Here is a 25,993-nt window from a genome sequence, read left to right as displayed (position 1 = left end):
AGTCTATGAAACATTTTTAGCGACGAAAGATAGACTTCTTTTGCCCATGGAGATCATAGCGACTCTACTTACAATAAGCGAATGATTTAAAAAATTTTAATGTCGAATGCATTTGCCATTGCTCGAAAATCGGCTGATTTTCGGAGCAGTGGCTGATTTTTGCTTATTGGCTTCTTAGTGTCTGCTCACACTTCAGAGAACTGTTGATGAAGTTAAGTTAGAAAAAAGTGAGAAATAAAAAATAACTCTTGTGTTGTTAACGTTTTCGTTGATATGTTCTATAACATGTGACATTGAAAAGAAGGAGAATGGTTATGGAATTATTAATCGCATTAGTCCCAATGGTAGCATGGGGGAGTATTGGTTTAGTCAGTGGAAAGATCGGTGGCGATGCCAATCAACAAACATTAGGGATGACGATCGGCGCATTTCTTTTTTCACTCGTTGCCTTTTTCATCGTTAGTCCAACAATCACACCGTGGATCGCATTGATTGGTTTTCTATCTGGTCTAGCATGGAGCGTTGGTCAAAACGGTCAGTTCCATGGGATGAAATTCATGGGTGTATCTGTAGGGTTACCGTTATCGACTGGTTTTCAATTGATTTTGAATACGATTGCGGGTGCTGTGTTTTTCCATGAATGGACGCAAACAAAAGATTATGTTTACGGTATTTTAGCATTGATTCTTCTTGTAAGCGGTGCGTATTTGACGGCTAGACAAGATGATGAAGGAAAAGTTGATACAGAGAATACAATGCTTGATTTTGGTAAGGGATTCAGAGCATTGATCTATTCTACGTTAGGTTATGGTGTGTATACGATCATCGTCAACTGGGCAAACTTAGATGCGATGTCGATTATTTTACCGCAAAGTATCGGAATGATTTTAGGGGCAAGCTTTTTTGCATTCCGAAAAGTCAAAGTCGATCAATATGTTTGGAAAAACATGGCAAGCGGATTGTTATGGGGAATCGGTAACGTATGTATGCTATTGACTGTGAAGTCATTAGGACTAGCAGTAGGTTTCTCTCTTTCACAAATGGGAATCATCATTTCAACTCTAGGTGGTATTTTTATCTTAGGTGAGAAAAAGACAAAAAAAGAGCTTATATTTGTAATTGTAGGTTGCCTTTTAGTTATTTTTGGTGGTATTCTTTTAGGGTATATGAAAACAGCGTAAAGCTGTTTTTTTATATACTCAAAATCAGGGGGAGGAAATTAAATGGATTTGTTTCGTAAGAAAGAAATCAATCTCAATCATACGAGTGAGATGAAGAAAGAACTAAAAACATCCGATCTGATCATGCTTGGTATTGGCGCGATCATCGGTACAGGAATATTTGTCGTAACAGGAGTGGCAGCAAACCAAAATGCAGGCCCAGCACTATCATTATCGTTTGTCTTAGCAGCGATCGTTGTGATTTTATCTGGTCTAAGCTTTGCAGAATTTGCGTCACGCGTACCAGTGATCGGTGGACCTTATGCGTATCTCTATGTCGTATTTGGAGAATTTGCTGCATGGTTGACTGGATGGCTATTGATCGGTGAGTTTTTATTAGCCGTTTCATCTGTCGCGTCTGGTTGGTCCGGTTATGTACAAGGGTTTATTGAAAGTCTTGGCTTTGGCTTGCCAACTGCTCTAACAGGTGGATATAACCCAGCCAATGGTACATACATCGACTTAATTGCGGTGCTTGTTGTGATTTTCGTCACATACGTTGTTTCTTTGGAGGCAAAGAAAGCGTTACGATTGAACAACATGATGGTTTATGTGAAATTTGGAATCATTGCATTATTTATTATTGTAGGAATCTTTTTTGTTAAGCCAGAGAATTGGCAACCATTTACACCGTTCGGCTTCGAAGGAGTACTGGATGGCGCAGCATTAGTTTTCTTCGCATTCTTAGGATTTGATGCGGTAGCGATGGCGGCAGAGGAAGTAAAAAATCCGCAAAAAGATGTACCTCGTGGAATCATCGGTTCGATCTTGATCGCAACAGTTTTATATATCATTGTGACATTGATTTTAACAGGAATCGTTCCTTATACAGAATTAGGGGTAAATGATCCTGTGGCATTCGCAATGCGTTATGTCGGTCATGGTACAGTAGGTGCAATCATCGCTGTTGGGGCGATTTTGACCTTATTGACGGTTACGATCTCAATGATGTATTCATTAGCTCGTTTATTGTTTGCAGTAAGTAAAGATGGCTTGTTGCCACAATTTATGACAGAAATCGATAAGAAACACCGTACGCCAAAGAAAGCGACTTATGCAGCAGGGATCGCCGCATTATTCTTCGCCGGATTCTTCCCGTTGAATATTTTGGCAGAGTTGACGAACATCATGGCATTAGCTTATCTGATGTTAGTAAGTCTAGGATTATTGAAATTGCGTAAAATGTTTGGTAAACCAAAAGCTGGCGAGTTCAAAGTGCCGTTGGTGCCGATTTTACCAATCATTTCGATTTTATCTTGTCTCGTTTTGATGTCACGTTTACAAGCGGTGACTTGGTTAGTCTTTGCGATTACGATGGTCATCGGACTAGTGATTTATTTTGGTTATGGTTATAAACACAGTAAGATGAATACCGAAAAATAGGAAACAAAAAACCTTGTATCAAGCAGATTGCTTCGTACAAGGTTTTTTTATTTATTGTGTTAAATCTAGTAATTTTTGTTTCAAATCTTCTTCCATATGGCCAAGCTCGACTTCTGCATGGCGACGTTTTTCTTTTCCTTCTTGTTGGATACGGAGTGTTTCTTGGATCGTTTCGATCAAATCATTTTGTGTCGTTTGTAATGTTTCGATATCTACGATGCCACGTTCATTTTCTTTCGCCGTTTCGATCGCAGAGATTTTCAGCATTTCTGAGTTTTTCTTCAACAGATCGTTGGTTGTTTCAGAAACTTGACGTTGCGCAGTAACAGCATCTTTTTGACGAAGTAAAGTCAACGCGATAACCACTTGGTTTTTCCACAATGGGATCGCTGTAGCAATCGATGCTTGGATCTTTTCTGCTAACGCTTGGTTTGTGTTTTGGATCAAACGGATCTGTGGTGCTTGTTGGATCGTGATTTGTCTTGCTAAACGTAGATCGTGGGTACGTTTGTCTAAGCGATCAAGAAACTGTGTATAATCATTGGCGATCTGTACATCCATTTGATCGCCTGTTTGTTCTGCTTTTCGCATCGCTTCTGGGATGATCGTTGTTTGTAGTTCTTCCATTTTTAACTCGCCAGCAGCGATATAAATATTCAACGCATCAAAATAATCTTTATTTTTTTGATAAAGTTGTTCTAACATCAAATTGTCTTTTAATAGACCATCTTTTTCTTTGTCTAATTTGACTGAGATCTTATCGATTTGTGCACCGATTTTTTGATATTTTGCAGTCACTTCATAAATCGATTGTTTGACTTTGCCGAATACGCGTTGGAAAATATTTCCTTCGCCGGCACGTAATTCATCAGGATTCGCTTCTTGCAAGCGATACATCAGTTCAGTCAATGAATCGCCGACTGGTCCGATATCTTGCGCTTGTACGTGATTCAACATCGACTGTGAGAATTCACCTAATTTTGTTTGGGCAGCGGAACCATAGCTGATGACAGACTGAGAATCAGTCACATCGATTTTTTCTGCTAATTGTTTTGCTTGTTCTTGTCTTTCGGCAGGTAACTTATCAATCAAACGGGCAGCTGTTTGTTGCTCTTGCAAAGCATTGATTTCGTTTTGCTGTGTTTGGGTCAATTTATCGACAGGTGTCGAAAATGGATTATTCAGTAAGTCTTCTAAAGTATCGTTAACTGGGGTTACTTCTTGTTTTGGTAAATTTGGCTTATTTTCCATATAATTTCCTCCTTATCGAATGAAGCTAGAAAAAGTACCCGAAACAGGCAGACGATGTCTAACTGTTCCGAGTCTTAGAGACGAGTTGCTTATTCTTCTTGTTCTTCTTTATTATCACGCTTTAAGCTTTGTTTCGCAACAGATATCTCTACATCGATATCTTCCAGATCTTCGGATACGAAATCTTGATAGTCTTTAGCAACTAATAAAGCGAGTTGATCAATGATCTGATTGCTTTCTTCCAATTTCTGGTAAGTCTGTTTATTCTTGATCTCGTGTGCATTGATCTCGATGTATTTATTTGTCAAATCCACTAAATTTGGCAAGTGGGTGTAAAGAAATTGACTCGCATCGTGCAGGCGAGTAGGTTCTTTTACAAGTTCTTTGAACAACCCTTTTGCTGCTTTTACAGGTTCGTGACGAAGATCGATTGCTTTTAACTTCGCTGTTTCGTGCATATTTTTTTCTAGCTGTTCAATTTCATTTTTTGTTTGATTCATCGTTTCTCTAAAATAAGAGATTTCGCTAGGTGTCATACCATTTTCGCTATAATGGGATGCTAATTTGTCTGAAAGATCGGGTAATGCGGTTTTATCTTTAGGTTTGCTACGAAAACCGAAAAGTCCCCAAATCACCAAAACAGCGCCAATCAGCAAGATCATTGATATGATCGATACATCATTATAACTAAAGAACAGTATCACTAAGAGTAAACCTAAGATCCATTTCCAATTTTTTTTGATCATTATAAAAACCTCCAAGTATATTCGTTGACCATTCGATTCATCTACCCCTTCATTTTAGCACACCCTACTTAATAATTAGTATCGGACTAAAGGTGGATTTTACGAGTTTATAGAATTTCTAAGGTTTGGATATGTTAAACTAAGTAAGAAATCAAAAAGAAAATTGAAAAAATCAAAAAAAGTAGTTATTATAGGACAAAAGAAAGCAGGGGAAATGATGCTTGAATACGAACAGTTTGAAGAAAAAACGATCCAACGAAAAGAAATCTATCATGGCGCGATCATTGATGTAGCTGTCGATGATGTTCGTTTACCAGATGGCAATGTCGGAAAACGTGAGCTAGTCTTTCACCCGGGTGGTGTGGGGATCATTGCTTTTGATGAACAGGAACGTCTATTATTAGTCAAACAATTCCGTAAACCTTTAGAAAAAGTGATTCTGGAAATACCCGCAGGTAAAATCGATCCAGGAGAGAAACAAGCGCCTGAGATCACTGCGGCCAGAGAACTTGAAGAAGAAACAGGCTACCGCGCAGAGCGATTGGAACATTTGACTTCCATGTATTTGTCACCAGGATTTGCAAATGAACTTTTGCATATCTATCATGCAGTAAATATCAAAAAAGTAGAACAGCCTCTAGCACAAGACGAGGACGAGGTATTGGAGCTTTATGCGCTGACGTTACCAGAAGCAAAACAAGCGATGGCAGATCAAATCATTTGCGATGCCAAAACGATTTATGCGATTCAATACTGGGAATCAATGAACAAAGGAAAGTAGAGGGATCGATGGATGGTCAAAGGACCGCTAGTCACACGTAGTGAAATCCGCAAGCGACAGCAAGAGCAAGCACAAGAATCATTGAAAAAACAAAGAAAAGCGGAAGCCACGTACAAACAAGAAGAAAAAAAGATCGCGAGCTTTTATCGCAAAGAACAAAAGAAAAACAAGCCGATCACAAAAACAAGAGCCGGAGAACGAGAAAAAACACGCAAATGGAATGCTATTTTAATGAAAGGCTTGGTTATCGTCATTTTATTGTTAGCCATCGTTTTTCTAGCAGTCGCATTTTTATAGAAAGAAGGAACTAGTAGATGAAAATTGGAATCATTGGCGCTATGGAAGAAGAAGTAAAAATTTTAAGAGAGCAATTAGGCGAACCGTTATCATGGGAAAGAGCGGGGGCTTTGTTTATTTCAGGATCTTTAGGAAATCATGAAGTCATCGTTGTACGTTCAGGCATCGGAAAAGTCTTGGCATCGATCACAACAAGCTTATTGATCCAACAATATGGTGTCAACATGGTCATCAATACAGGGTCAGCTGGCGGTATTGGTGAAGGGCTACGTGTAGGGGATGTCGTGATTTCTGACAAAGTTGCCTATTTTGATGCAGACGTGACAGGTTTTGGCTATAAACCAGGACAATTACCAGGGATGCCTCTTTACTATGAAGCAAGTACGTATTTACGTTCAGAAATGAAAAGAGCCGCAGAAGCAACCAACTTAAATGCCAAAGAAGGCTTGATCGTTACAGGGGATACATTTGTTGATTCTCCAACAAAAGTCCAAGAGATCTTAGGGAATTTCCCTGAAGCACTTGCTTGTGAAATGGAAGGAGCTGCGGTTGGTCAAACAGCGCAACAATTCAACATTCCTTTCTTGATCGTGCGAGCAATGAGTGATACAGCAGACCATTCAGCAACACAAAGCTTTGACGAATTCATTGAAGAAGCAGGAAAACGTTCAGCTGAAATGGTGATTGAGTTTGTCAAACATCTTGTATAAGGAGTGAACCGAATGAAAGCATTGATTTCGATTGATTACACCTATGATTTTGTTGCAGATGACGGGAAATTGACTACTGGAGAAGCCGGGCAAGCGATTGAAACAGCATTGACGGACCACACAAAATCGTTCATTGAAGCAAATGACTATGTCGTCTTTGCTATTGATGCCCATGACCCAACGGATGACTTTCATCCAGAAAACAACTTGTTTCCGCCACATAATGTGATCGGAACGAATGGTCGTGATCTATATGGTTCATTGCAAGAGATTTATACGGAATACCAAACGCAAGCCAACGTGTATTGGATCGATAAACGTCACTATTCTGCATTCAGCGGTACAGATCTCGATATTCGTTTACGTGAACGTGGGATTACTGAGCTATATTTAACAGGCGTTTGTACAGATATTTGTGTCTTGCACACAGCGGTCGATGCCTATAACTTAGGCTATCAATTATTTATTTATGAAGATGCAGTTGCTAGTTTTGATCCAATCGGACATGACTGGGCGTTGAAGCATTTTCAAACAGTGCTTGGTGCTGAGATTATTAAGGGATAAAAAGAGTGAATATAGTGGATAAAGGCTTTTCTTCAGTACTTTATCCACTATTTCTATTAATTAATTATTTGAAACAAAAGGAAAATTTATATTTGCAATAAGGCAATTTCAAAAACGTGAAAAGTAAAAATCAATAAATAAAGAAGGCTGGTACCAAAATCAATTTTATTTCACAAAGACAGTGCAAGGAATAAATGTTGTCACTGAAAATTGGTATAATTCTAAATGATGTAAACTGATTTATTAAATAACGTTAAAGTTGTATACATGATTAATTTAAATGAAATTATGTTTTCTTGTATGATATAATATTATCGTAGTAAGTTTGTGATGGTAGCTACTCAGGGGGTGATGCTTATGTGCATTTTCCTACTTCGTAGAAGGGAGTAGCATTTTTTGTCTGTTGCTGAAGCAATTGGTCTGATGATTCATTTTGGATCATTTGTCCTTGCTTTGGTTGGCATTATGCTAACAATTAGCAAAAACAACAAAAAATAAACCCGTCATAAACTTTAGCGAGGTTTGACGGGTTTATTTAACCTATTTAAATCTGCTACCGTCTTAAACGGCTACATTTTTTTGGGGGGCTATGTTGGTGCATAGCTCCTTTTTCAATATCATTATAGCTTATTAGATTAATTATTGCTAGTAAAGGAATATCTTTTATAAAAAAATTGAACGAGGAGATTGATTACCTATCTACTGAATATAGATGGTTAGAACGAGATAGAAAAATAGATTTATTGAGACAAGAAAATGATAGATATTCTAAAAAAATATCCAATATATGATTTTGGAGAGGAAAATGTTATTGTTGTAGACAATCTGTATTTCATTCCTTGCCCAACGCTCTTTATTTATAAAATTAACAAAAGACCTATTGAAGATGGATGTTTTCTCCGCAAGCAGGATTAGATGGTTTTGATGGGGCAATTTTAATTGGACGTGTTGAATTTTCTCAAGAGATAAACAATAATGTAAAAATTGAAAGATTGTATGTATCTGAATAATATAGAAATAAGGGAATAGCAACTTATATGATGAAAAGAGTTATACATTGGGCAAGAGGGGAGAAACTTTCTTCTTTGAGTCTGGTTGCTAAAACGAAAGCAGATCCGTCTACTAATGAGTTATCTCAAAAGTAACTGTTGCTTTTTTATGATAGCCTTGGGTTTAACCTAGTTAACCAGAAATCTAATTACTTAAAATATATTTTTTAATCTTCTTGGAAAAATCCAGGTTTGTAATTATACTTGCGATGTTAGTTTTACTGATTATTAGCCATAAATACCAATAAAATATGACTTAAAAAAAGAGTGTAAAGCAAACATTTTGGTGTGTCTGCTCTATACTCTTTTAACATGTTACTTGACTATCAATTTTTTAATATAGTTTCCAAAAGAAATTTTCTACCAAATATGCACACGTTTTGCAGGTGCTAGATACATCGGATCTTCTTCAGTGATCTCGAATGCCTCATAAAACTCTTCTAAGTTCTGAGGTTGGATATTTGCACGTAGTTTTGCAGGTGCATGAACATCGATTTGTAAAAGTAATTGTTGGTATTCTTTTTTCGCTTTTGTGCGCCAGATCGTTGCCCAATTCATGAAGAAATCAGCTGCTGAGTAATCGTCTTCTGTCCTTGCGGCTTCTAGTGCGCAACTTAGCCCACCAGCATCGGCAATGTTCTCAGAAACAGTCAGTTTGCCATTGACTGTGCCATCTGCAAAAGGTACACCATCAAACTGTTCGATCATAGCTTGTGCTTTTTCTTGGAAATGAGCAAAGTCTTCTTCTGTCCACCAGTTATTCAAATTACCGAACTCATCAAATTTTGCGCCGTTGTTGTCAAAAGCATGAGAGATCTCATGCGCAATAACTGCACCGATTCCGCCGAAGTTTGCTGAACTAGATTGTTCCAAACTATAAAATGGCGCTTGTAAAATTGCAGCTGGGAAAACGATGACGTTGCGGAATGGGTGATAGTACGCATTGACTGTGTCTGCACTCATTTCCCACTCACTACGATCGACAGGTTTGTTCCATTTACTGAAACGATCCTTTAACGTCAGATGACTAAAGTTCAATGCATTTGAAAGAAGGGTTCCACCTTCATCTGCGGGAACTGTTTGGAATGCATCGAACAAAGCAGGGATTTTGTCAGGATAACCGACTTGGATGCCTAATTTGTTCAATTTGACGATTGCTTTTTCTCGTGTCGCATCACTTAACCATTCATTTGTTTCGAGTCGTTTTTGATAAACGTTGATCATTTTTTTGACCATTTGCTCGACATCTTTTTTCGCCGCTTCACCAAAGTATTTGTTGCCATAGTAATCTCCAAGTACATGATCAAACTGCCCTGAAGCAAGGTAATAAGCTGCTTTCTTTTGCGGCATTGCTTCATCAGTTCCCGATAAAGTTCGAGAGAAGATCCCACTGACTTGACGGAACTCTTCAGACAAGTAACTGCTTAATGAACGCACAGTTTTTACGATCATCCAGCTTTTAAGTAGTCGGAAATGAGGTGTTGTCAACAGTTCAGCTAAATGTTCAAAGTAGACAGGATCTGTAACGATCACTTGATCTGGGGGTGTGCCAATCAAGCCAGTGCTTAGTGCAGTTAAGTCAAGTGCATCTGTATATGTCGTAAATTCAGTAAAGGCTCTTGGATTATACATTTGGCTGTAGTCCGCATTTTCTTCTGCGCTTTTGACATGAGGCGCAATCAATTTATCAAATTGGATCGCTTGTTCAACGATTGCTTCAGCCTGACTTCTTTCTTTGCCTGTCATTTCTAGAAGTTGGACCATCATATCAAAAAAGACAGACAATAACTGAGCACCATTTGGATGTTCTGCTTCGTAATAAGTTTTATCTGGTAAAAATAAAGACGGTGGTGAGGCGAAAAAGGCATTGACTTGTGCATTTTTCATATCTGCATCCACATCTAAAACAACAGGTAGCGGTAAGCTATCCAATGTCCAGTCTGGAAATTGCTGATTTAGTTCATCAAAAGAAGTAAGTTTTTCGATCCGTTCAAGGATTGGTTGTAAAGGTGTCGCACCTAATTGATCTCTATAGGCATAATCATTTGCCAATTGGTAATACGCAAGGAATTGACGCATCTTGTCAGACGTAACAGATGACGGATCAGCTAACATCTTATCTGTCTCTTGCATCATTAGTTGATCAATGCCATCAACTAAATCCTGAAACCCGCCAGTCGCTGGTTTATCGGCAGGAATTGTTGCTGTTTTTAACCATTCTTCATTTACTGCTTCAAAAAAATCTTGTTTCAAACGTTCTTGGTTCATTGAATCATCGCTCCTTTTTAGTTCCGTGTGCCCATTATCTAACAAAAAAGCAGAATAAACAAATGGAACGTAAAATCTACTTCAAAGAAGCACAAGTGATTGGAGGCATAATCAGCTTCTTTGACGGATAAGAAGTTCAATTTCTGTCCATACAAATCAAGAAAAATGTTAAAAACAACCAATCATCTATTAGTCACTCTGATTTATTTTTTTAGGTCTATCCCTTATAATGTAGGTGGAGGTCAAGGGCAGTAGGATAGAATTTAGAAATAGTAAAAAAATCGTTTGAATGGCTAGATAGGGCGTATCTTACTATTGAGGTGAGAACAAATATGAACTATCCAGCCGGAAAATGGGCAAAACATTACGAAGGAAGTCTACAAACTTTTAAGAAACAGGAGACAAAAAAGGGATCAAAACTAGTACAAAAAGTCATACGAGCCAAGAAGATAAGACTACGGCCGACGAAAGAACAAGAAGAACAACTTTGGCAATCAGCTGGAACGGCTCGCTGGGTGTTTAACTGGGTATTGCACATGTGGGAAATGAATCATCGATTTGGTGGGAAATTTATCACCAACAATGAGTTGCGAAAGCATATTACTCAAATAAAAAAACGTCCAAAGTATGCTTGGTTGAACCGAGTGTCAAATAATGTTGCAAAGCAGGCAGTTAAAGATGCTTGTGATGCATATAAAAAATGGTTTGATGGCTGTAGCGGAAAAAGTCGAGTGAAAGCAGAGAAGCCACGTTTTAAGTCCAGAAAGAAGACAAAACCTGCTTTTTATAATGACAATGTCAAATTAAAAGTAAAAGCGAAATCCGTTCTACTTGAAAAAATTGGTTGGATAAAAACTAGTGAACAAGTGCCAATGAAGACGAAATATCTCAATCCACGAATCTCTTTCGATGGCAAGTATTGGTATCTTTCTGTTGGCATTGAAAAACAATGTCACAAACAAGAATTAACCACTGAAGTGTTGGGTATTGATTTAGGTATCAAAAATTTAGCCGTTGTTTCAAATGGCAAAGTTTATAAAAATATCAACCAGACAAACAAAGTAAGAAAAATCGAGAAACGATTACGTCGGTTACAACGTAACGTCTCTCGAAAATACGAGATGAACAAGGAGGGAAACCGATTTGTCAAAACATGTAACATCTATAAATTAGAAAAGAACATTCGGCACATACATCGAAAATTAGCAAATATTCGTCAGAACCACATCCATCAAACAACGACTGAGATCGTGAAAACCAAACCATCGAAAATCGTTGTTGAAACATTGAATGTAAAGGGCATGATGAAGAACAAGCACTTAGCTAAATCAGTCGCACAACAAAAATTTTATGAGTTCAAACGTCAACTTCAATACAAATGTGAAGAGTACGGCATTGAATTCGTCGAAGCAGATCGATTCTATCCAAGTTCTAAATTGTGTTACGAATGCGGGCATAGGAAAGTGAACTTAAAACTGAGTGAACGTATTTACCATTGTGAGAAATGCGGTTATACAACAGATAGGGATCATAATGCCAGTCTGAATTTAGCTAATTACAGTGCTTGATCTACGAGTTTCTAATCAAAAGAAAAACGTAGATATATAGGATTCGTTGTATCCGAATTGACGCCTGTGGAGTGTTAGAACAAACGACAGTAGCGAGCAAGTGGCAAAATCGGGCACGGTGAAACAGGAAATAAACATTAATCTGACAACTTTTATAGTTGGTTAGAACTATTTATAGATTTTTGGCAACGGTGATCGTTCTGGAAAATGCAAGTGGGAAATGGCAAGAAGTCACGCTCGACGGAAAAACAGAGCGAATCAGAGAGTTTCGTCTGCTAAAAAGAAGACGGGAGAACGAACACTATTTAGCAGTGATTTTTGAAAATGAAAGCTATTTGATCATTGATCGTCAAGGTCAGTCTGTCGAATTTATTACAGCGGTGGATGGCTATTCAAAAAGCATCGCAACATCCATTACTTGGCAAGAAACAAGTATAGATGTAGCAACTAGTGACGATGAAATGATCGACACGTTTCTAACAAAGTGGGCGCAACAACAGTCAACCACACATTTAGTGGATTGTTGGGTAGGCTTGCCTGAGCAACGTTTCTTGACTTATAAAAAGTGGCGAACGCCATCTGGTTATCTTTGTGGTACTTATGCGGCAGCAGTGCTGCTTGCCTACTATCAAGATTATTGTGTGTCGGATCTGATTCCATCAGATATTCGCCAAAAAGATTCTCGCGATGCAAAAGAATTGATCCAAAAGCTACGTCACACGATCCAACCTTTAGGCTTTCCCACCATACCGATTCAAGTAAGCTCAGGGATATCCGCCTTTTTTAAAACACAACAAGAACCCATTTACGCCAGAAGTACAGTAGTGGGGTCTTGGCAACGAGCAACAAAGAGAATTCGCCAAGGAAAACCGGTAATGATCGGCATTTTAAAACTACTAGGCAGTACTTACGGTAATCATTGGGTCACAGCTTATGCTTACTATGAATCAGCTTCTGGTGAACGTTATTATAAAGTCCATGATAATTGGGGAAACACGAATAAAGTCATTCCTGCTAAGTGGGCGAATGGCACAGTCTCACTTCCTTGATTATTTTCAGAAAACACCAGAAATACTCGTAGAAATATGTTAAACTATCCAAGAATAGAGAAGTTTGGGAGGATGTCATGAGTAAAAAGTATCAGGACGACACGTTGAAAATCTTTAGTTTGAATGGGAATCAACCGTTAGCAGAAAAAATCGCCAAAGTATTTGGAACAGAGTTAGGGAAATGTGTAGTCAAACAATTCAGCGATGGAGAAATTTCGATCAACATCGAAGAAAGTATCCGTGGCGACCATGTCTACATCGTTCAGTCCACGAATGAGCCAGTCAATGATTACTACATGGAATTATTGATCATGATCGATGCGATGAAACGTGCAAGTGCCAAAACGATCAATGTGGTGTTGCCGTATTATGGCTATGCGAGACAAGACCGTACAGCGAAACCTCATGAACCAATTACAGCAAAACTGATTGCGAATATGCTTGAAGAAGCAGGAGCGACACGTGTATTGACGTTAGATCTGCATACAGTTCAAGTGCAAGGATTCTTTGATATTCCTGTAGATAACTTATTTACAATGCCATTGTTTGCTCATTATTATCGTGAGCTTGGATTAGTTGGCGATGACATTGTCGTTGTGTCACCAAAGAATAGCGGTGTCCAACGTGCACGCAGCTTGTCAGAGTACCTAAATAGTACGTTAGCGATCGTTGATCATGCAGACGAAGAAGTTGAAGGAACAGCAGAAAGTTATGTCATCGGGAACGTTCAAGGGAAAACGTGCATACTGGTTGATGATATTTTAAATACTGGTTTGACGTTCGCTCGAGCAGCCAAAGTCCTGAAAGAAAATGGCGCCAAAGATATCTACGTTTGTGCTTCACACGGCTTGCTGTCAGATCCTGCGAAACAAATCTTGGACGAAGCACCGATCAAAGACATTTGTATTACTGATTCTGTCTATACAACAGAAGAACGTCATCCTGAAAACTTGACGATCGTGACTTGTTCAAACTTGATGGGAGAAGCGGTGAAACGTATCCACGAAAATACACCGATGAGCCCATTGTTCCGTTTGGAAGAGAAGAGCTTTAGATAAAGAAGGTTGAAACACCATAAAATGGCGGAACAGGGTTCATTTTTATGGTGTTTTTTTCATCTACTGTGTCCGAGCGACTAAAAAAACGCCTTTAGCACAGTTTATTTTTGGTAACTTGCTATTTCTATGCTAGAATGTGCCTAGTTCTATTTGAAAGGGATGAATACATTGGGCAATATTTATTTAGATCATGCAGCGACGACGCCGATGCATCCGTTAGTAATCAAAGAAATGATGGATATCATGGAAGGGACATTTGGCAATCCTTCGAGCATTCATGGATTTGGTCGGATGGCTCATGAAAAATTAGAAAATGCCAGACAAATCGTGGCAGATAGTTTACAAGTCCGCCCGCATGAGATCATTTTCAACAGTGGCGGAACTGAAGGCGATAATACCGCAATTCTTGAAACAGCATTTTCACGCCAAAATGAAGGGAAACATCTGATTACTACAGTTATAGAGCATCCAGCTGTCTTGAATACGATGAAGTATCTAGAAAAAAAGGGGTTTGAGGTTACATATCTACCAGTTGACCAAAAAGGGAATATCTCCATCGATGATTTTCGTTCTGCATTAAAAGAAGAAACCATTTTAGTATCGATCATGTATGGAAATAATGAAATCGGCAATTTATTACCAATCAAAGAAATCGGTGAAATCTTGCGAGAACATCCAGCCTATTTTCATACGGATGCTGTTCAGGCTTATGGCAATCAAACCATTCATCCTCAAGAATTAGGGGTCGATCTTTTGAGCATATCAGGGCATAAGATCAATGGGCCTAAAGGAATCGGCTTTTTATATAAAAGAGATGGCGTAAACATTCCACCTTTGCTTTTAGGTGGCGAACAAGAAGAAAAACGTCGTGCTGGTACAGAAAACTTGGCAGGTATCTGCGGACTAGCCAAAGCTGTCGAGATATTGACCCTTGAAGAAAGAGAAGCACGTAATAAAAAGTACGTTGGCTTCCAGCAATTGATTTTAGATAAATTAGCAGAAAATGGCATTGAATATGCAATCAATGGTGATTTATCGAATAAATTACCGCATGTCCTGAATTTACGTATTCCGGGCATTGTCAATGACCTCTTATTGATGAAATTAGATCTGCAAGGCTTTGCAATCTCGATCGGTTCGGCATGTACTGCTGGAAATATTGAGCCTTCTCATGTGCTAGAAGCGATGTATGGAAAAGGAACATCTTTCTTGAAAGAATCGATCCGCATCAGTTTTGGTTATGGCAACACAGAAGAAGAAGTCCAACGATTTGCGGATAGCCTAGTAAAGGCGATCTAAGCATGAAAAAGCCTAGTAAAACGAGTCAGAAACTTTTATAATAAAGAGGAAACTAAATTTACTGAGGTGAAAAATATGGCATTTGAACAAACAGCGTCCGTACTCGGTTCTCCGGTCACTTACCGTTTACATCCTGATGCAAAAAGATACACATTACGTGATAATGGTTTTACAGAAACGAACGGCGGCAACTATCAATTGATTCGTCCGCTTGATGCAACCCCACAAAGCAAAGAAGGCTTTAAATTAAAAATCACAGTTGCTAAAGACATCAAGTCATTGAAGATGTCGATCACGACAGCCAATGGGTTGCGTGCAGTCGATATTTTTAAAGATCCAAAGCAAAAAATGAGTCAAGATAAGTTTTATTTCTTGATGGATAGCATGATCAGTCGTGGACTATTTGAAAAAGTTGAAGGCTAATCAATCGTGTGAGATAGCAAAGAAAAACTAAAAATACCTAAGCGCTAGGGAAACAGGAACGTCTATCGTCTTCATGTGACGATAAGTACGCCAAGCTGTTCTTTCTAGCGCTCAGGTATTTTTTTAGTAGTCAACGATCATTCGACTTTTGACCATTCATCTAATGTTTTTCCTTGGGGATCTTTTAATTCTAACCAACTATTTGTTCCACCATAATACAATAGTAAACTAGCTTCATTCACACTTTTGACGATAACATCCTCCACGATCTTGTCATCTTTGATCTGCGCTCGGTAGTCGTCGCGCATTTTATCACCGTATTTAGCTGCATAACTGACTGAACCGTCTTTATTCAATGGAGCATCAAGTAATAAAGTAGCACCTGCTTTGATCAACATCTCGTTGCGACTGATCCAATAAAGCGTTGCTTTACTGCCGCGAAATTCCACTGTAAAAGGAATCTCACTGATTTGTTTCGTCCAGCGATGACGTGCTTTGGCAGGTTTCTTTTTCGTCTCAGGAAGCGGAGCGAAGCCATAGCCGAAAGTCGTCAACACAGTCGTTACCTTTTCGATGCTTGGTGCTAATTTTTTGGCGGCTTCTGCTGGGATCTTTTCTTTGAAATCTTGGTCTTTTTCTAAGATTAATCCGGCCTCAGCTGCTTGGTCATTCAAAAGGTACATAAAATAATCTGCTTCAAGATCCCAAGGTAATTTGACGAGAATCACTTTGTCAAAACTTTTAGGCTGATCGTTTTTTCCAATAGCAATGCATTTGTTTTTTTCATAATAAAGAAAAAAGGAATTCTCCAACAGCTTAGTTTTTTTATTAAGTATACTGAAATGGATTTGTTCTTCTTCAAAATCAATGTTTATTTCTGAACGGCTGATCGTCGTGTGAAAACTGACTGTTTCCATGGTGGTACCTCCTAAAAATGTTTTATTCAGTTTACCATTTTTTCAATCAGGAAGAAATAATGTGGACTTTGTTTTGTAGCAATCGCTGGATTAATAATGGTAGAATAAAACGATACAAAAAACAGGAGGGATTTATGGAAAAACATTGGAAAAAGAATATCAACCTATTTCTTATAGGTCAATTTTTATCAGGGATCACAAGTATGGTCGTGCAGTATGCCATCATTTGGTATTTAACACAAGAAACAGGATCGGCGACTATTTTAAGTTTTGCCACATTATTAGGGATGCTTCCGATGGTTCTTTTAAGTCCGTTTGTTGGACCGCTGATTGATCGTTGGGATAAGAAAAAGTTATTGATTTACACGGATATCATTGTTGCAATCTTTGCTCTTATTTTATCCATTGTAGGAACAGTGATGTCGACCTTTCCGTTATGGTTAGTCTTTGTCTCTTTATTTATTCGTTCAGTCGCACAGACCTTTCAAATGCCAACGATCCAATCGATCTTACCAACGATGGTTCCTGAAACGGAATTGACAAGGATCAATGGACGGTTGGGAATGGTCCAATCAGCGAATTATATCATTGCTCCTGGATTAGGTGCTTTTTTATTTGCTGCGGTACCGATGAATGGTTTGATCCTTTTAGATGTGTTAGGAGCCATTCTTGGTGTCGGTCTGTTGCTTTTTGTTATGATCCCTAAGATTGACAGGCAAGGGGAAAAGGTTCATCTATTAGCGGATACTAAATTCGGAGTTAAAAAGCTGTATGAGAAACGGGGATTATGGCATATCATGATCAATGGCGCAGTTTTCATGCTGTTATTCATGCCAGCTGCAAGCTTATACCCTTTAATGACCATGGGCTATTTCAATGGCACCGTCGGACAAGCTGGTTTGATCGAAGTGATATATGCTGTTGGAATGTTAGCAGGGGGAGCGATCATTGGGTTTTCTGGACACTTTAAGAATCGCATGTTATTAGTGATCATCTCTTACATCGTCTTAGGTGTATCAGTTGGAGCGAGTGGTTTATTGCCAGCGACCTCACAAGGATTTATTTATTTTGTCATTCTCAATGCGATTGCCGGTTTGGCCACGCCTTACTACAATACATTAGTGATGGCGATGATCCAACAAAGTTTTGAGCCAAGTATTTTAGGAAGAGTATTGGGCGTGTTCAATTCTCTGATGTCTCTACCCGGTCCAGTTGGTTTGATCTTTGCGGGCCCATTAGCCGATGCTCTTGGCGTAGAAAAACTATTTGTGATTGCTGGAATCGGTACATTACTATGTGCGGTTGCGCTGTACATGGTACCTTCAGCAAGAAACTACGATATAGAATTACAAAGTAAACATAGCTAAGAAAAAATTTCTTTTTGAAGATAGGCATTGATTGCCTATTTTTTTGTTTTCACATACGATATTTATAAAGGACGGTGAGATTGGATGAATTATTTTATCAGTGATATCCATTTTTTTCATGAACGGTTGCTCGGTAATAGTGATTTTTCACCACGACCATTTAAAAATATTGCCCGCATGAATTATCAGTTGATTACTAGTTGGAATGCAGTAGTAAAGGAATCTGACCATGTCTATCATCTAGGTGACCTTGCGATGCACCCCAAATATGAAAAAGGCAGCGAAGAAATTCTTTCCTTAGTCAAACAATTGAATGGCACGATCCACTTTATTAAAGGAAATCATGACAGTCGGGCCTTTTTCAAATATTTGGAACAACATGATCCATGGAAAAGTGAAGGAAAACAAAAATTTTACTTTTACGATGTGGGCGTCATCATAAAATTCAATCATCAACAATACTATCTGACCCATTATCCATTATTGATTGGAAACAATGATAAAATCCGCAATCTTCACGGACATATCCATCACTACAGCGTACCGATCGGCAACGACGTCAATGTAGGCGTAGATGCGCCAGAACGAGAACTATTGGAAAAAACATTACCCTTTGGCACACCTTTATCAGAAAACAATATAGAGGAAATCTATCAGAAAAAACAAGCAGAACTGGAACGACTGAAAAAAATGTAAAGAAGAGGCTCAATCGGGACGGAAGTATTTAGTTGAAAGATAGTTGAAAAGCATCCAAGTGCTACTATTACGAGTAGTACTTGGATGCTTTTTGTTGTTGGGACAGGGGTTAATTAATAAAATGATACTTTTCTATATAATACAATTCACCCATTTTCCTTGATTGCTTAGTCCTTTACCCACCGAAGCAGTACCATCATTCAATCGTTTAAGATCATTCGTGATGTTTGTTGAGTAGACAATAAGAACTTCTTCTTTTGTATATTGATTTAACCAGTCGATTGCGTAATCTACGGATTGGTTGACACCGATATGATAGTAATAATTTTGGTAAATCGTTTTGGCTTCATCAATCATTGTAAAGTCATGGTTTAGCCCATAACCGTTCCTCTGAAAAGCAGGAGTAGTGAAAGAACCATGGAATCTTAGATAAGTGGCGGATCGATAGGTACCATTTTCTAACTTGATCAATGCATGGAAGTTGTTGAAGAAATAATACCAAGTCGGACGGTTCTTCGTATAGGATACATCATAATTCAATGGATTCGGATAAGCTAGATCATAATTTTCATAGACACTTAAATTCTCCGTGTAATCAAATTTTCTTTGAGTAAATGCTGGAGGCGTATGTACTACTTGACTAACTAAATAGCCATATAAAGGATGTGCTTTTTGATCGATTTTTGAATAAGTCGGATTATAGCGTAAGTGATTACTATCCGTCGTGATATCTTTTGAGTAAACAATATCAAAGCTACACTGAGTATAGCGATTGATCCAATTCATCACGTAATTTGGGATATCGGCAAGTTCGATGCCACTAGGTACGACAGGGATATTTTTATCTGCGTATTTTTGCTTCGCTTCATCAGTCAAAGCAAAATTGGTAAATAAATCTAATTGTGCAACAACATTTCCACTGGCATTCCGACCGAGTGTAAGGGATTTGTTGGTGTAGGGACGTTGGTTGTTTTGATCGATTGCTAAGAAATGATAGTTATTTTCAAGATAATAGAGGTTAGAGTTCGGGGTGAAAACAAAATCTTCACCTTGAAGCGGAGCGCCTTCTCCAGACCAAGTAATATTTTTTAGATAATCGATGTGTTCGGGAAACGAAGGACTGATTCTTTCCAGTTTATCAGAGCGTTTTATATCATTAGGCGTAATCGTTGGCGCTTCGATTGGATCATTTTTAGACTCGAGATCAATTCCTAGAAAATTTGGGTCATCTACAGGCGTCAGGTCATCAATGTTGCCATCAGGTGTAGCGTTCATGTAGGCGGCCCATACAAGCATGGAACAATACCAACTTTGTCTGCTAAAAGTACGATCCCGATGTCCGAGCGACAATGACAAAGAATAACTTTTTCCTAATTGACTTTTCATAAATAAAATAGCAGCTTGTTTTTGTAACACTGTTGCCTCAGGAACTCTTAGGATGGAGGCATTGGTATAATCAAAGCGCTCGTCATCTAATACACCGTAGACAACGCCATCACTTTTGGCACCAAAGTTTCCTTTTGTTGCTTCAATTGTTCGAATATATGTAAAAGTTTCTTCTTTTCCATTGATTATATGAGTTTCTTCAACAATATCATCGACAATCATTATATGATGAAGCACAATCACTCCGAGATCTAAAATATCCGCTCGATTTACCTCAAAAATGAGATCTCCAGGCTGGACCGTATTCAATAAGTCATAAGTATCATATTCCGGCTTCTTTTCAAAAGTAATATTATCTAGAGAATTTCCAATATTGAAGGACCATAGTGGCGGGATTTTCGCTAACCGTTCTGCTTCCTCGGTTAAATAAGTGTCATTGACGGAATGTGCATATTCTTTTAATTGATCCTCATCTAAATAAGGTGTCTGGTTGTAGTAACCAGCTGAAAATTCCTCAAATGTCTGCTCGAAGGAAGCGTATTCATTTTTGAAAAATTCATAATAATCCTCTAAAGACTGATAAGGGTCCGCTTCGGCATGTACCTGCAGATTTGAGAATTGAAGTGAAACGATTAATAAAAAAGTTGTGAAAAAAAGTTTGAGCTTCATGATATTTCCTCCTTAATTTTATGATAAAATAATAACATACAAACATTTATAAAAACACCTATTTTTTTAATTTTATATGTTTTTTTTATATGGATTTACGGAAAAACTTTTATCTAATTATGTTTATCATTAATAGTTTATGTGAAGAACTTTTCGTTATTTATCTGCAAGTTAATTTATTTATTTTAAAGTTATTTTAACTTTTATTTTAAATAACTATTTATTGGTTTTTGATTGTTAGGTGTATAATTTTTTTATTAATCCAAAAATAGCTTCGATTATTTTAAATGAAGCGAAGAAAGGAGTAGCTTATGAATGGGACAAAATCGGCTTGTGTATGTCAATGTCCTTATCTATTCTGTGTATTATTGGTTCACTGATTGATGGACGTGGATTAATGGGATTGTTGTTAGTTTTTTAACAATTATTCCAGGATTTTTTGAAATCTATTTTACAACTAAAATCACTATGGCTAGGTATCTGAAATCTTTTTGTTTATCGTAAATTATTTATTCGCAACGCATCTTCATATCAGGTAGTTAATCCAGTTTTAACAAAGGTTCTATAGGGTGTAAGAGCGCAACGAATAAAAATCAGCTGAATCAATGAATGGTACTATCTAAAAGGTGTGAAAAGAAAGGAAGATTAGATGAACGGTTATAAAATCGGTTTAGTTGTTTCTATGGTTTTATCGATCTTGTGTTTATTGGGAGCGATCATAGATTATGGAGGATATATCGGCTTCATCTTGGTGTTTGTGATCATTATCCCAGGACTTGCGGGAATCCATTTTACCACAAAAATCACTATGAGAAGGTACTTGAAATGGTCTCTGTTAGTCGTGAATTATTTATTTGCGACTACGCTCACCATATGGGATTTGGTCTATGTTTTCTTACAATTTTTTTATAAATAAAAAGGAACAGGCGTATCAAGAAAGATATTGAAAGAAGGAGAAAAAAATGATTCAAAATAAAAAATATTGGATTTTGTCGTTTGTATTATTGATACTTTCATGTCTACTTGCTAGACATTATTTTTTATCCTATAGACTATATCCACTTGTATATCAAAGGATTATTGTCTACGGTTGTTGGATACTAAGCGGATTTAGTTTATTTTTTTGTCGGGCGATCAGTAATAAATTTCTGAAACGTATTGTCATTAGCATCAACATTTTCTGTATTTATGGTTGGTGGTTTATATATGATTTTTGAAAATACAGATATTCATAAATTAAAAGGAGAATAAGATGACGAATAACCAATTCATATTATCTATAGCAATGTTTTTTCGATGAGTTGCTTTGTTGGAGGAATCATTTCCGGAGAGAGTGCTCTACGGATTATTTTGTTTTTCATGATGACTTTTCCAAGTCTGCTAGGACTTTATTTTTCCACTAAAGCGGAACTTCGACATTATAAATGGTTGCTTATTTCTTTGAATTACTTTTTTGCTACGTATATTGTTATTGGGCAATTCATTGAATGGTTTATTAGAAAGTTTATCCAAATGAGTTAAGACTATTACGAGGAGGAATAGGAATGTTAACCAAGAAAAATTATTTAGAATTTATTCTTTCAATTGTTTTATTGGCAATCTCTATTCTTTTATTTTTATTCTATGCCTATCCGTATTCTAAATTGCAATATGAAATCAGAATATTCATCATGACGGTTTGTTGGTTATGTAGCACTGCAAGTTTGTTTTTTTCAACAAAAATCACTTATCCATATTTGAAAAGAGGAATTATATTAGTGAATTTTTGTTGTATCTATGGTTGGTTAGTCTATGTGTGCTTGTAAAATAGAAAATTAAAAATAGTAAAAAGGAGCGTATAAATGTCTTTTCTAAAAAATAATTCTTGCACAAAAAAATCAGTAGTTCTATTAGTATTATCAATTTTTCTTGTATTTATTACGTGTGTCTTTGCTAGTCCCGTATTGTTTGACTCATTTAAATATCAATCGCATCTATTTATAGTCACAATTTCGATTTGTTGGGTCATCAATGGAGGGAGTATCGTTTTTGCGTTAGGAATCGCAGACAGATACCTGAAAAAGACATTGATTACGTTGAATTTTGTATTTGGCTATGTCTTTTTATTTACGATTTTCCAATTTTCTTTAAATTTTTGAAGCTATTTCTGTTTTTAGTGAGAAATATTGATGTTGATAAGGAGGGGAAAGAAGAATGAAACGTGCATTGAATCTAGTCGTTTTATGTTTGTCAATGCTTGCATGTGTAAGTGGTTTGTTTTATATACATATTTATTTAAGTGGAGAAATTGAAGGTATTCTTTTTGCATTAGGTTTGGGTTTTCCGGGTTTGATTGGATTTTATTGTTCAACAAAAATAATAAAGACGAAGTTAAAATGGCTACTGCTAGGGCTGAATTACCTTTTCGCTACTTACAGTACTGTCTTGATTATCGTAATTTATTGGTTACAATTCTTCGGGATAGAGTTTTTCAAAAGTTAGTATTTCTTTATTATTATTGGATCATTCATCCAGTTACTAATTTTAACAGTCAACAAAAAATAGAAGTAACTATTATTTGACGAGCGGAGATTAAAATGAAAAGTAACTGTACATAGAAAAAGGCATCATCACGCTACAATAAATAAAAGATGAATAGGAGATTAACATGAAATTCCATAAAATAGGATTAGGTCTGTCGATGCTGTTGTCTACCTTCTTTATGATAGGGAGCTTTCTATATCGAGAAGATTCACTTTCAAGTTTTGCATTTATCCTGTACATGGTAATTCCCGGACTTATGGGAATTTATTTTACGAACTGTCTTCCGATGAGTAAATATCAGAAAGGATTTCTCTTAGTCGTAAATTATGGATTTGCGACCGCTATGAGTTTGATGCGTCTGATTGAGTTTATTTCTAGTAAGCTATGATCGTTAATTGTTGAAAAAAGGAGTGAGATGAATGATTTCGATTGAACCTAAAAGATTTAAGTTTTTTTGCCTACTATTTATGTGCTTGTCAGTATTTTTTGCGAGTTTTTATTTTTTACCTTATTCACCATATACTGGCGAGATTAAATTGATGATTTCCACTATTTGCTGGTTCTTGAGTGGGATTAGTTTATTTTTTTCAACAGGAATAACATTCGGTTGGGTAAAAGTATTGATCATTTTGGTTAACTGGTTCTGTATCTTTGGCTGGTGGTTTTCTACTAGATAAGTATTTTTTAAAAGGAGTGAGTGGAATGATTGTAAAAAAAAGTATGCCGAATAAATACATTTCGTTCTATCTATTGGCGCTTTGTTTTCTATTAGGAAGTTTAGTTTTTGTTTTTAAATTTTATTGGTTATTTGCAACAGTCCAATATTCTTGGTGGATCATCAGTGGAATCAGTTTGTTTTACTCAACTAGAATCCCCTCAGCATTCTTAAAAAGGGGGCTCATTGGGATTCATCTTGTTTTGATGTATGGTATTGTACTAGGTACTTTATTAGGTTTTGCCAGTTTTGGTAATGTGGAGTATTTATTGTTTCCTATTGCGTACGTATTGATTGTGGGGGCACTTCATGAGTTAGAGAAGAAGAAAGTATTCTTTATCATGGGCTTGATCATCCCGATGTCTATTTCTACACTCGCATTTATTTATGCTCATTATTTGATTATTTTTCGAAGTCATTCCTTCGAGAGTTATTATTTGATTCCTTTACTTCTGTTGATGGTGATCTCTGGGTTGATTGGACTATACGCTGCAACAAAACTGGAAACTAGCCGGCGAAAGTTTTACTTATTGTTTATCAACTATTTGTTCTCTACATATTTCAATGTTGTGTTACTGCTTTTGTTTTTGGTGAATGTAGTAAGAAACTGAATCATGAATAAAACTCATCTCATAGCAAAGTTTTGGTATCTGAAAAGCATAGAATGGAGCAACTAAAAAACGTCGCTTTTTTAAATTGATTATTTAGGGGTGAAATTTTCAGAAAGATGACGTATAATGTAAAATACTGAAAAGTTGCGACCTTCAACTCGTAGATGTTTCAGAATCTAATTGAAATGATGGTGATACCATGACAGACAACAGCAAAACACGCGTTGTCGTTGGGATGAGTGGCGGTGTTGACTCATCTGTAACAGCACTTTTGTTAAAGGAACAAGGCTATGATGTAATCGGGATCTTTATGAAAAACTGGGATGATACCGATGAAAATGGCGTCTGTACGGCGACGGAAGATTATAAGGATGTAGCGAAAGTCGCTGCCCAAATCGGGATTCCTTATTACTCAGTCAATTTTGAAAAGGAATATTGGGACCGTGTGTTTGAATATTTCTTAGCAGAATATCGTGCGGGACGTACCCCGAACCCAGATGTAATGTGCAATAAGGAAATCAAATTCAAAGCATTCTTAGACTATGCAATGGACTTGGGAGCGGAATATGTCGCTACTGGCCATTATGCACAAGTTACACGTGATGAAAATGGCGTGTCACATATGTTGCGTGGCGTAGATAACAACAAAGACCAAACGTATTTCCTTAGCCAATTGTCACAAGAACAATTAGCAAAAACGATGTTTCCGTTAGGTGGCATGGAAAAATCAGAAGTACGTGCGATCGCAGAACGTGCTGGTCTAGCAACGGCGAAGAAAAAAGATTCAACAGGCATCTGTTTTATCGGCGAAAAGAATTTCAAACAATTTTTAAGTAACTATTTACCAGCAAAAAAAGGCAATATGGTGACCCTTGATGGTGAAGTCAAAGGCGAACACGCTGGTTTGATGTACTACACGATCGGACAACGCCAAGGCTTAGGGATCGGCGGCGGTGGCGATTCACAAGAACCTTGGTTCGTGGTGGGTAAAGATCTTGCGACGAACACATTATATGTTGGACAAGGATTCCATCATCCTGCATTGTATGCGACAAGTTTAGATGCAAGTGAAATCCATTTTACAACGAATGAACCAATGCCAAAAGAATTCAAATGTACAGCGAAATTTCGTTACCGTCAACAAGATGTACCGGTAACCGTGCGCTTATTAGAAAATAATCGCGCAGAAGTCATCTTTGACGAACCCGTACGCGCAATCACACCAGGACAAGCCGTTGTTTTTTATGACGGAATGGAATGCCTAGGTGGCGGATTGATCGACCATGCGTATCAAGAAACGAAAGTTTTGCAATACGTTTAAAATAAAAGTCTGAGGTATTTGCTTTCTCACGCCTTATAAAATTGAATAAACGGTGTTCCAGAAGTAGCTCCTTCGGAAATAAGCCAGCCAGTCCAAAAATTTGAAGAACAATTTTCGGACTG

General features: G+C 37.4%; 24 protein-coding genes and 1 pseudogene. 20 read left to right on the top strand and 5 right to left on the bottom strand.

The annotated features are described in order from the left end of the window. Window positions 1-314 precede the first annotated feature (314 nt). Both JZO83_RS05570 and JZO83_RS05565 read left to right on the top strand, forming a co-directional pair. Window positions 315-1,181 carry a GRP family sugar transporter gene (locus JZO83_RS05570; protein WP_206856997.1) on the top strand — a complete coding sequence of 289 codons (867 nt, stop codon included), beginning with the start codon at window positions 315-317 and terminating at the stop codon, window positions 1,179-1,181. Between the two features lie 42 nt (window positions 1,182-1,223). Next, complete coding sequence (locus JZO83_RS05565; protein WP_206856999.1) at window positions 1,224-2,603, top strand: amino acid permease; 1,380 nt, start codon at window positions 1,224-1,226, stop codon at window positions 2,601-2,603. 51 nt (window positions 2,604-2,654) lie between these two features. On the opposite strand, the gene JZO83_RS05560 is transcribed toward JZO83_RS05565, so the two are convergent. Further along, complete coding sequence (locus JZO83_RS05560) at window positions 2,655-3,854, bottom strand: toxic anion resistance protein (RefSeq protein ID WP_206857001.1); 1,200 nt, start codon at window positions 3,852-3,854, stop codon at window positions 2,655-2,657. 89 nt (window positions 3,855-3,943) lie between these two features. Further along, on the bottom strand, window positions 3,944-4,600 hold the full coding sequence (locus JZO83_RS05555) for a 5-bromo-4-chloroindolyl phosphate hydrolysis family protein (RefSeq protein WP_207115186.1): 657 nt from the start codon (window positions 4,598-4,600) through the stop codon (window positions 3,944-3,946). 217 nt (window positions 4,601-4,817) lie between these two features. Here JZO83_RS05555 and JZO83_RS05550 point away from each other — a divergent pair, with 217 nt between their 5' ends. The 6 genes and pseudogenes from JZO83_RS05550 to JZO83_RS14520 all read left to right on the top strand — a co-directional run. Continuing rightward, on the top strand, window positions 4,818-5,381 hold the full coding sequence (locus tag JZO83_RS05550) for an NUDIX hydrolase (RefSeq protein ID WP_207115185.1): 564 nt from the start codon (window positions 4,818-4,820) through the stop codon (window positions 5,379-5,381). A 12-nt stretch (window positions 5,382-5,393) separates the two neighbouring features. After that, entirely contained in the window at window positions 5,394-5,678 is a 285-nt protein-coding gene (macP, locus tag JZO83_RS05545; protein WP_206857008.1) for a cell wall synthase accessory phosphoprotein MacP, read from the top strand. A 17-nt stretch (window positions 5,679-5,695) separates the two neighbouring features. Continuing rightward, on the top strand, window positions 5,696-6,388 hold the full coding sequence (locus tag JZO83_RS05540; protein WP_206857010.1) for a 5'-methylthioadenosine/adenosylhomocysteine nucleosidase: 693 nt from the start codon (window positions 5,696-5,698) through the stop codon (window positions 6,386-6,388). 12 nt (window positions 6,389-6,400) lie between these two features. Then, window positions 6,401-6,952 carry an isochorismatase family cysteine hydrolase gene (locus tag JZO83_RS05535; RefSeq protein WP_207115184.1) on the top strand — a complete coding sequence of 184 codons (552 nt, stop codon included), beginning with the start codon at window positions 6,401-6,403 and terminating at the stop codon, window positions 6,950-6,952. A 396-nt stretch (window positions 6,953-7,348) separates the two neighbouring features. Then, window positions 7,349-7,450, top strand: coding sequence for a putative holin-like toxin (locus tag JZO83_RS14380; protein WP_347401510.1), 102 nt, complete (start codon window positions 7,349-7,351; stop codon window positions 7,448-7,450). 524 nt (window positions 7,451-7,974) lie between these two features. After that, a pseudogene (locus tag JZO83_RS14520) lies at window positions 7,975-8,097 on the top strand (GNAT family N-acetyltransferase); the annotation flags it as partial. 264 nt (window positions 8,098-8,361) lie between these two features. On the opposite strand, the gene JZO83_RS05530 reads toward JZO83_RS14520, so the two are convergent. Beyond that, a complete protein-coding gene (locus tag JZO83_RS05530; protein ID WP_207115183.1) occupies window positions 8,362-10,269 on the bottom strand; it encodes a M13-type metalloendopeptidase in 1,908 nt (635 codons plus the stop codon). A 332-nt stretch (window positions 10,270-10,601) separates the two neighbouring features. On the opposite strand from JZO83_RS05530, the gene JZO83_RS05525 reads away from it, so the two are divergent. The 5 genes from JZO83_RS05525 to JZO83_RS05505 all read left to right on the top strand — a co-directional run bounded on the left by JZO83_RS05525 (window position 10,602) and on the right by JZO83_RS05505 (window position 15,666). Continuing rightward, window positions 10,602-11,837 carry a transposase gene (locus JZO83_RS05525; protein ID WP_242542451.1) on the top strand — a complete coding sequence of 412 codons (1,236 nt, stop codon included), beginning with the start codon at window positions 10,602-10,604 and terminating at the stop codon, window positions 11,835-11,837. Between the two features lie 194 nt (window positions 11,838-12,031). After that, entirely contained in the window at window positions 12,032-12,886 is an 855-nt protein-coding gene (locus tag JZO83_RS05520) for a dihydrolipoamide dehydrogenase (protein WP_207115193.1), read from the top strand. 77 nt (window positions 12,887-12,963) lie between these two features. Continuing rightward, window positions 12,964-13,944 carry a ribose-phosphate diphosphokinase gene (locus JZO83_RS05515; RefSeq protein ID WP_206857014.1) on the top strand — a complete coding sequence of 327 codons (981 nt, stop codon included), beginning with the start codon at window positions 12,964-12,966 and terminating at the stop codon, window positions 13,942-13,944. A gap of 168 nt (window positions 13,945-14,112) precedes the next feature. Beyond that, window positions 14,113-15,243, top strand: a complete 1,131-nt coding sequence (locus JZO83_RS05510; RefSeq protein WP_347401508.1) for a cysteine desulfurase family protein — start codon at window positions 14,113-14,115, stop codon at window positions 15,241-15,243. Between the two features lie 75 nt (window positions 15,244-15,318). Then, entirely contained in the window at window positions 15,319-15,666 is a 348-nt protein-coding gene (locus JZO83_RS05505; protein ID WP_206857016.1) for a DUF1831 domain-containing protein, read from the top strand. A gap of 137 nt (window positions 15,667-15,803) precedes the next feature. Here JZO83_RS05505 and JZO83_RS05500 read toward each other — a convergent pair whose 3' ends face one another. Beyond that, on the bottom strand, window positions 15,804-16,583 hold the full coding sequence (locus JZO83_RS05500; RefSeq protein WP_207115182.1) for a hypothetical protein: 780 nt from the start codon (window positions 16,581-16,583) through the stop codon (window positions 15,804-15,806). A gap of 134 nt (window positions 16,584-16,717) precedes the next feature. On the opposite strand from JZO83_RS05500, the gene JZO83_RS05495 reads away from it, so the two are divergent. Together JZO83_RS05495 and JZO83_RS05490 are read left to right on the top strand one after the other, a co-directional pair. Continuing rightward, entirely contained in the window at window positions 16,718-17,950 is a 1,233-nt protein-coding gene (locus JZO83_RS05495) for an MFS transporter (RefSeq protein ID WP_207115181.1), read from the top strand. Window positions 17,951-18,034: 84 nt separating this feature from the next. After that, window positions 18,035-18,646 carry a metallophosphoesterase gene (locus JZO83_RS05490; protein WP_207115180.1) on the top strand — a complete coding sequence of 204 codons (612 nt, stop codon included), beginning with the start codon at window positions 18,035-18,037 and terminating at the stop codon, window positions 18,644-18,646. Between the two features lie 132 nt (window positions 18,647-18,778). On the opposite strand, the gene JZO83_RS05485 is transcribed toward JZO83_RS05490, so the two are convergent. Then, window positions 18,779-20,701 carry a hypothetical protein gene (locus tag JZO83_RS05485; RefSeq protein ID WP_207115179.1) on the bottom strand — a complete coding sequence of 641 codons (1,923 nt, stop codon included), beginning with the start codon at window positions 20,699-20,701 and terminating at the stop codon, window positions 18,779-18,781. A gap of 649 nt (window positions 20,702-21,350) precedes the next feature. Between JZO83_RS05485 and JZO83_RS05480 the strand changes: the two genes are divergently transcribed. The 5 genes from JZO83_RS05480 to mnmA all read left to right on the top strand — a co-directional run bounded on the left by JZO83_RS05480 (window position 21,351) and on the right by mnmA (window position 25,871). Next, complete coding sequence (locus tag JZO83_RS05480) at window positions 21,351-21,617, top strand: hypothetical protein (protein WP_207115178.1); 267 nt, start codon at window positions 21,351-21,353, stop codon at window positions 21,615-21,617. Window positions 21,618-22,245: 628 nt separating this feature from the next. Further along, entirely contained in the window at window positions 22,246-22,506 is a 261-nt protein-coding gene (locus JZO83_RS05475) for a hypothetical protein (protein ID WP_207115177.1), read from the top strand. Between the two features lie 388 nt (window positions 22,507-22,894). Beyond that, a complete protein-coding gene (locus tag JZO83_RS05470) occupies window positions 22,895-23,182 on the top strand; it encodes a hypothetical protein (RefSeq protein WP_207115176.1) in 288 nt (95 codons plus the stop codon). 744 nt (window positions 23,183-23,926) lie between these two features. Beyond that, window positions 23,927-24,550 carry a hypothetical protein gene (locus JZO83_RS05465; RefSeq protein WP_206857027.1) on the top strand — a complete coding sequence of 208 codons (624 nt, stop codon included), beginning with the start codon at window positions 23,927-23,929 and terminating at the stop codon, window positions 24,548-24,550. 199 nt (window positions 24,551-24,749) lie between these two features. Then, entirely contained in the window at window positions 24,750-25,871 is a 1,122-nt protein-coding gene (gene mnmA, locus JZO83_RS05460; RefSeq protein WP_010736172.1) for a tRNA 2-thiouridine(34) synthase MnmA, read from the top strand. Window positions 25,872-25,993 lie beyond the last annotated feature (122 nt).

Source organism: Enterococcus sp. DIV1298c (assembly GCF_017316315.1).
In the GTDB taxonomy this organism is placed as follows: Bacteria; Bacillota; Bacilli; order Lactobacillales; family Enterococcaceae; genus Enterococcus_B; species Enterococcus_B mangumiae.
This window is presented reverse-complemented; position numbering and strand designations above follow the sequence as displayed.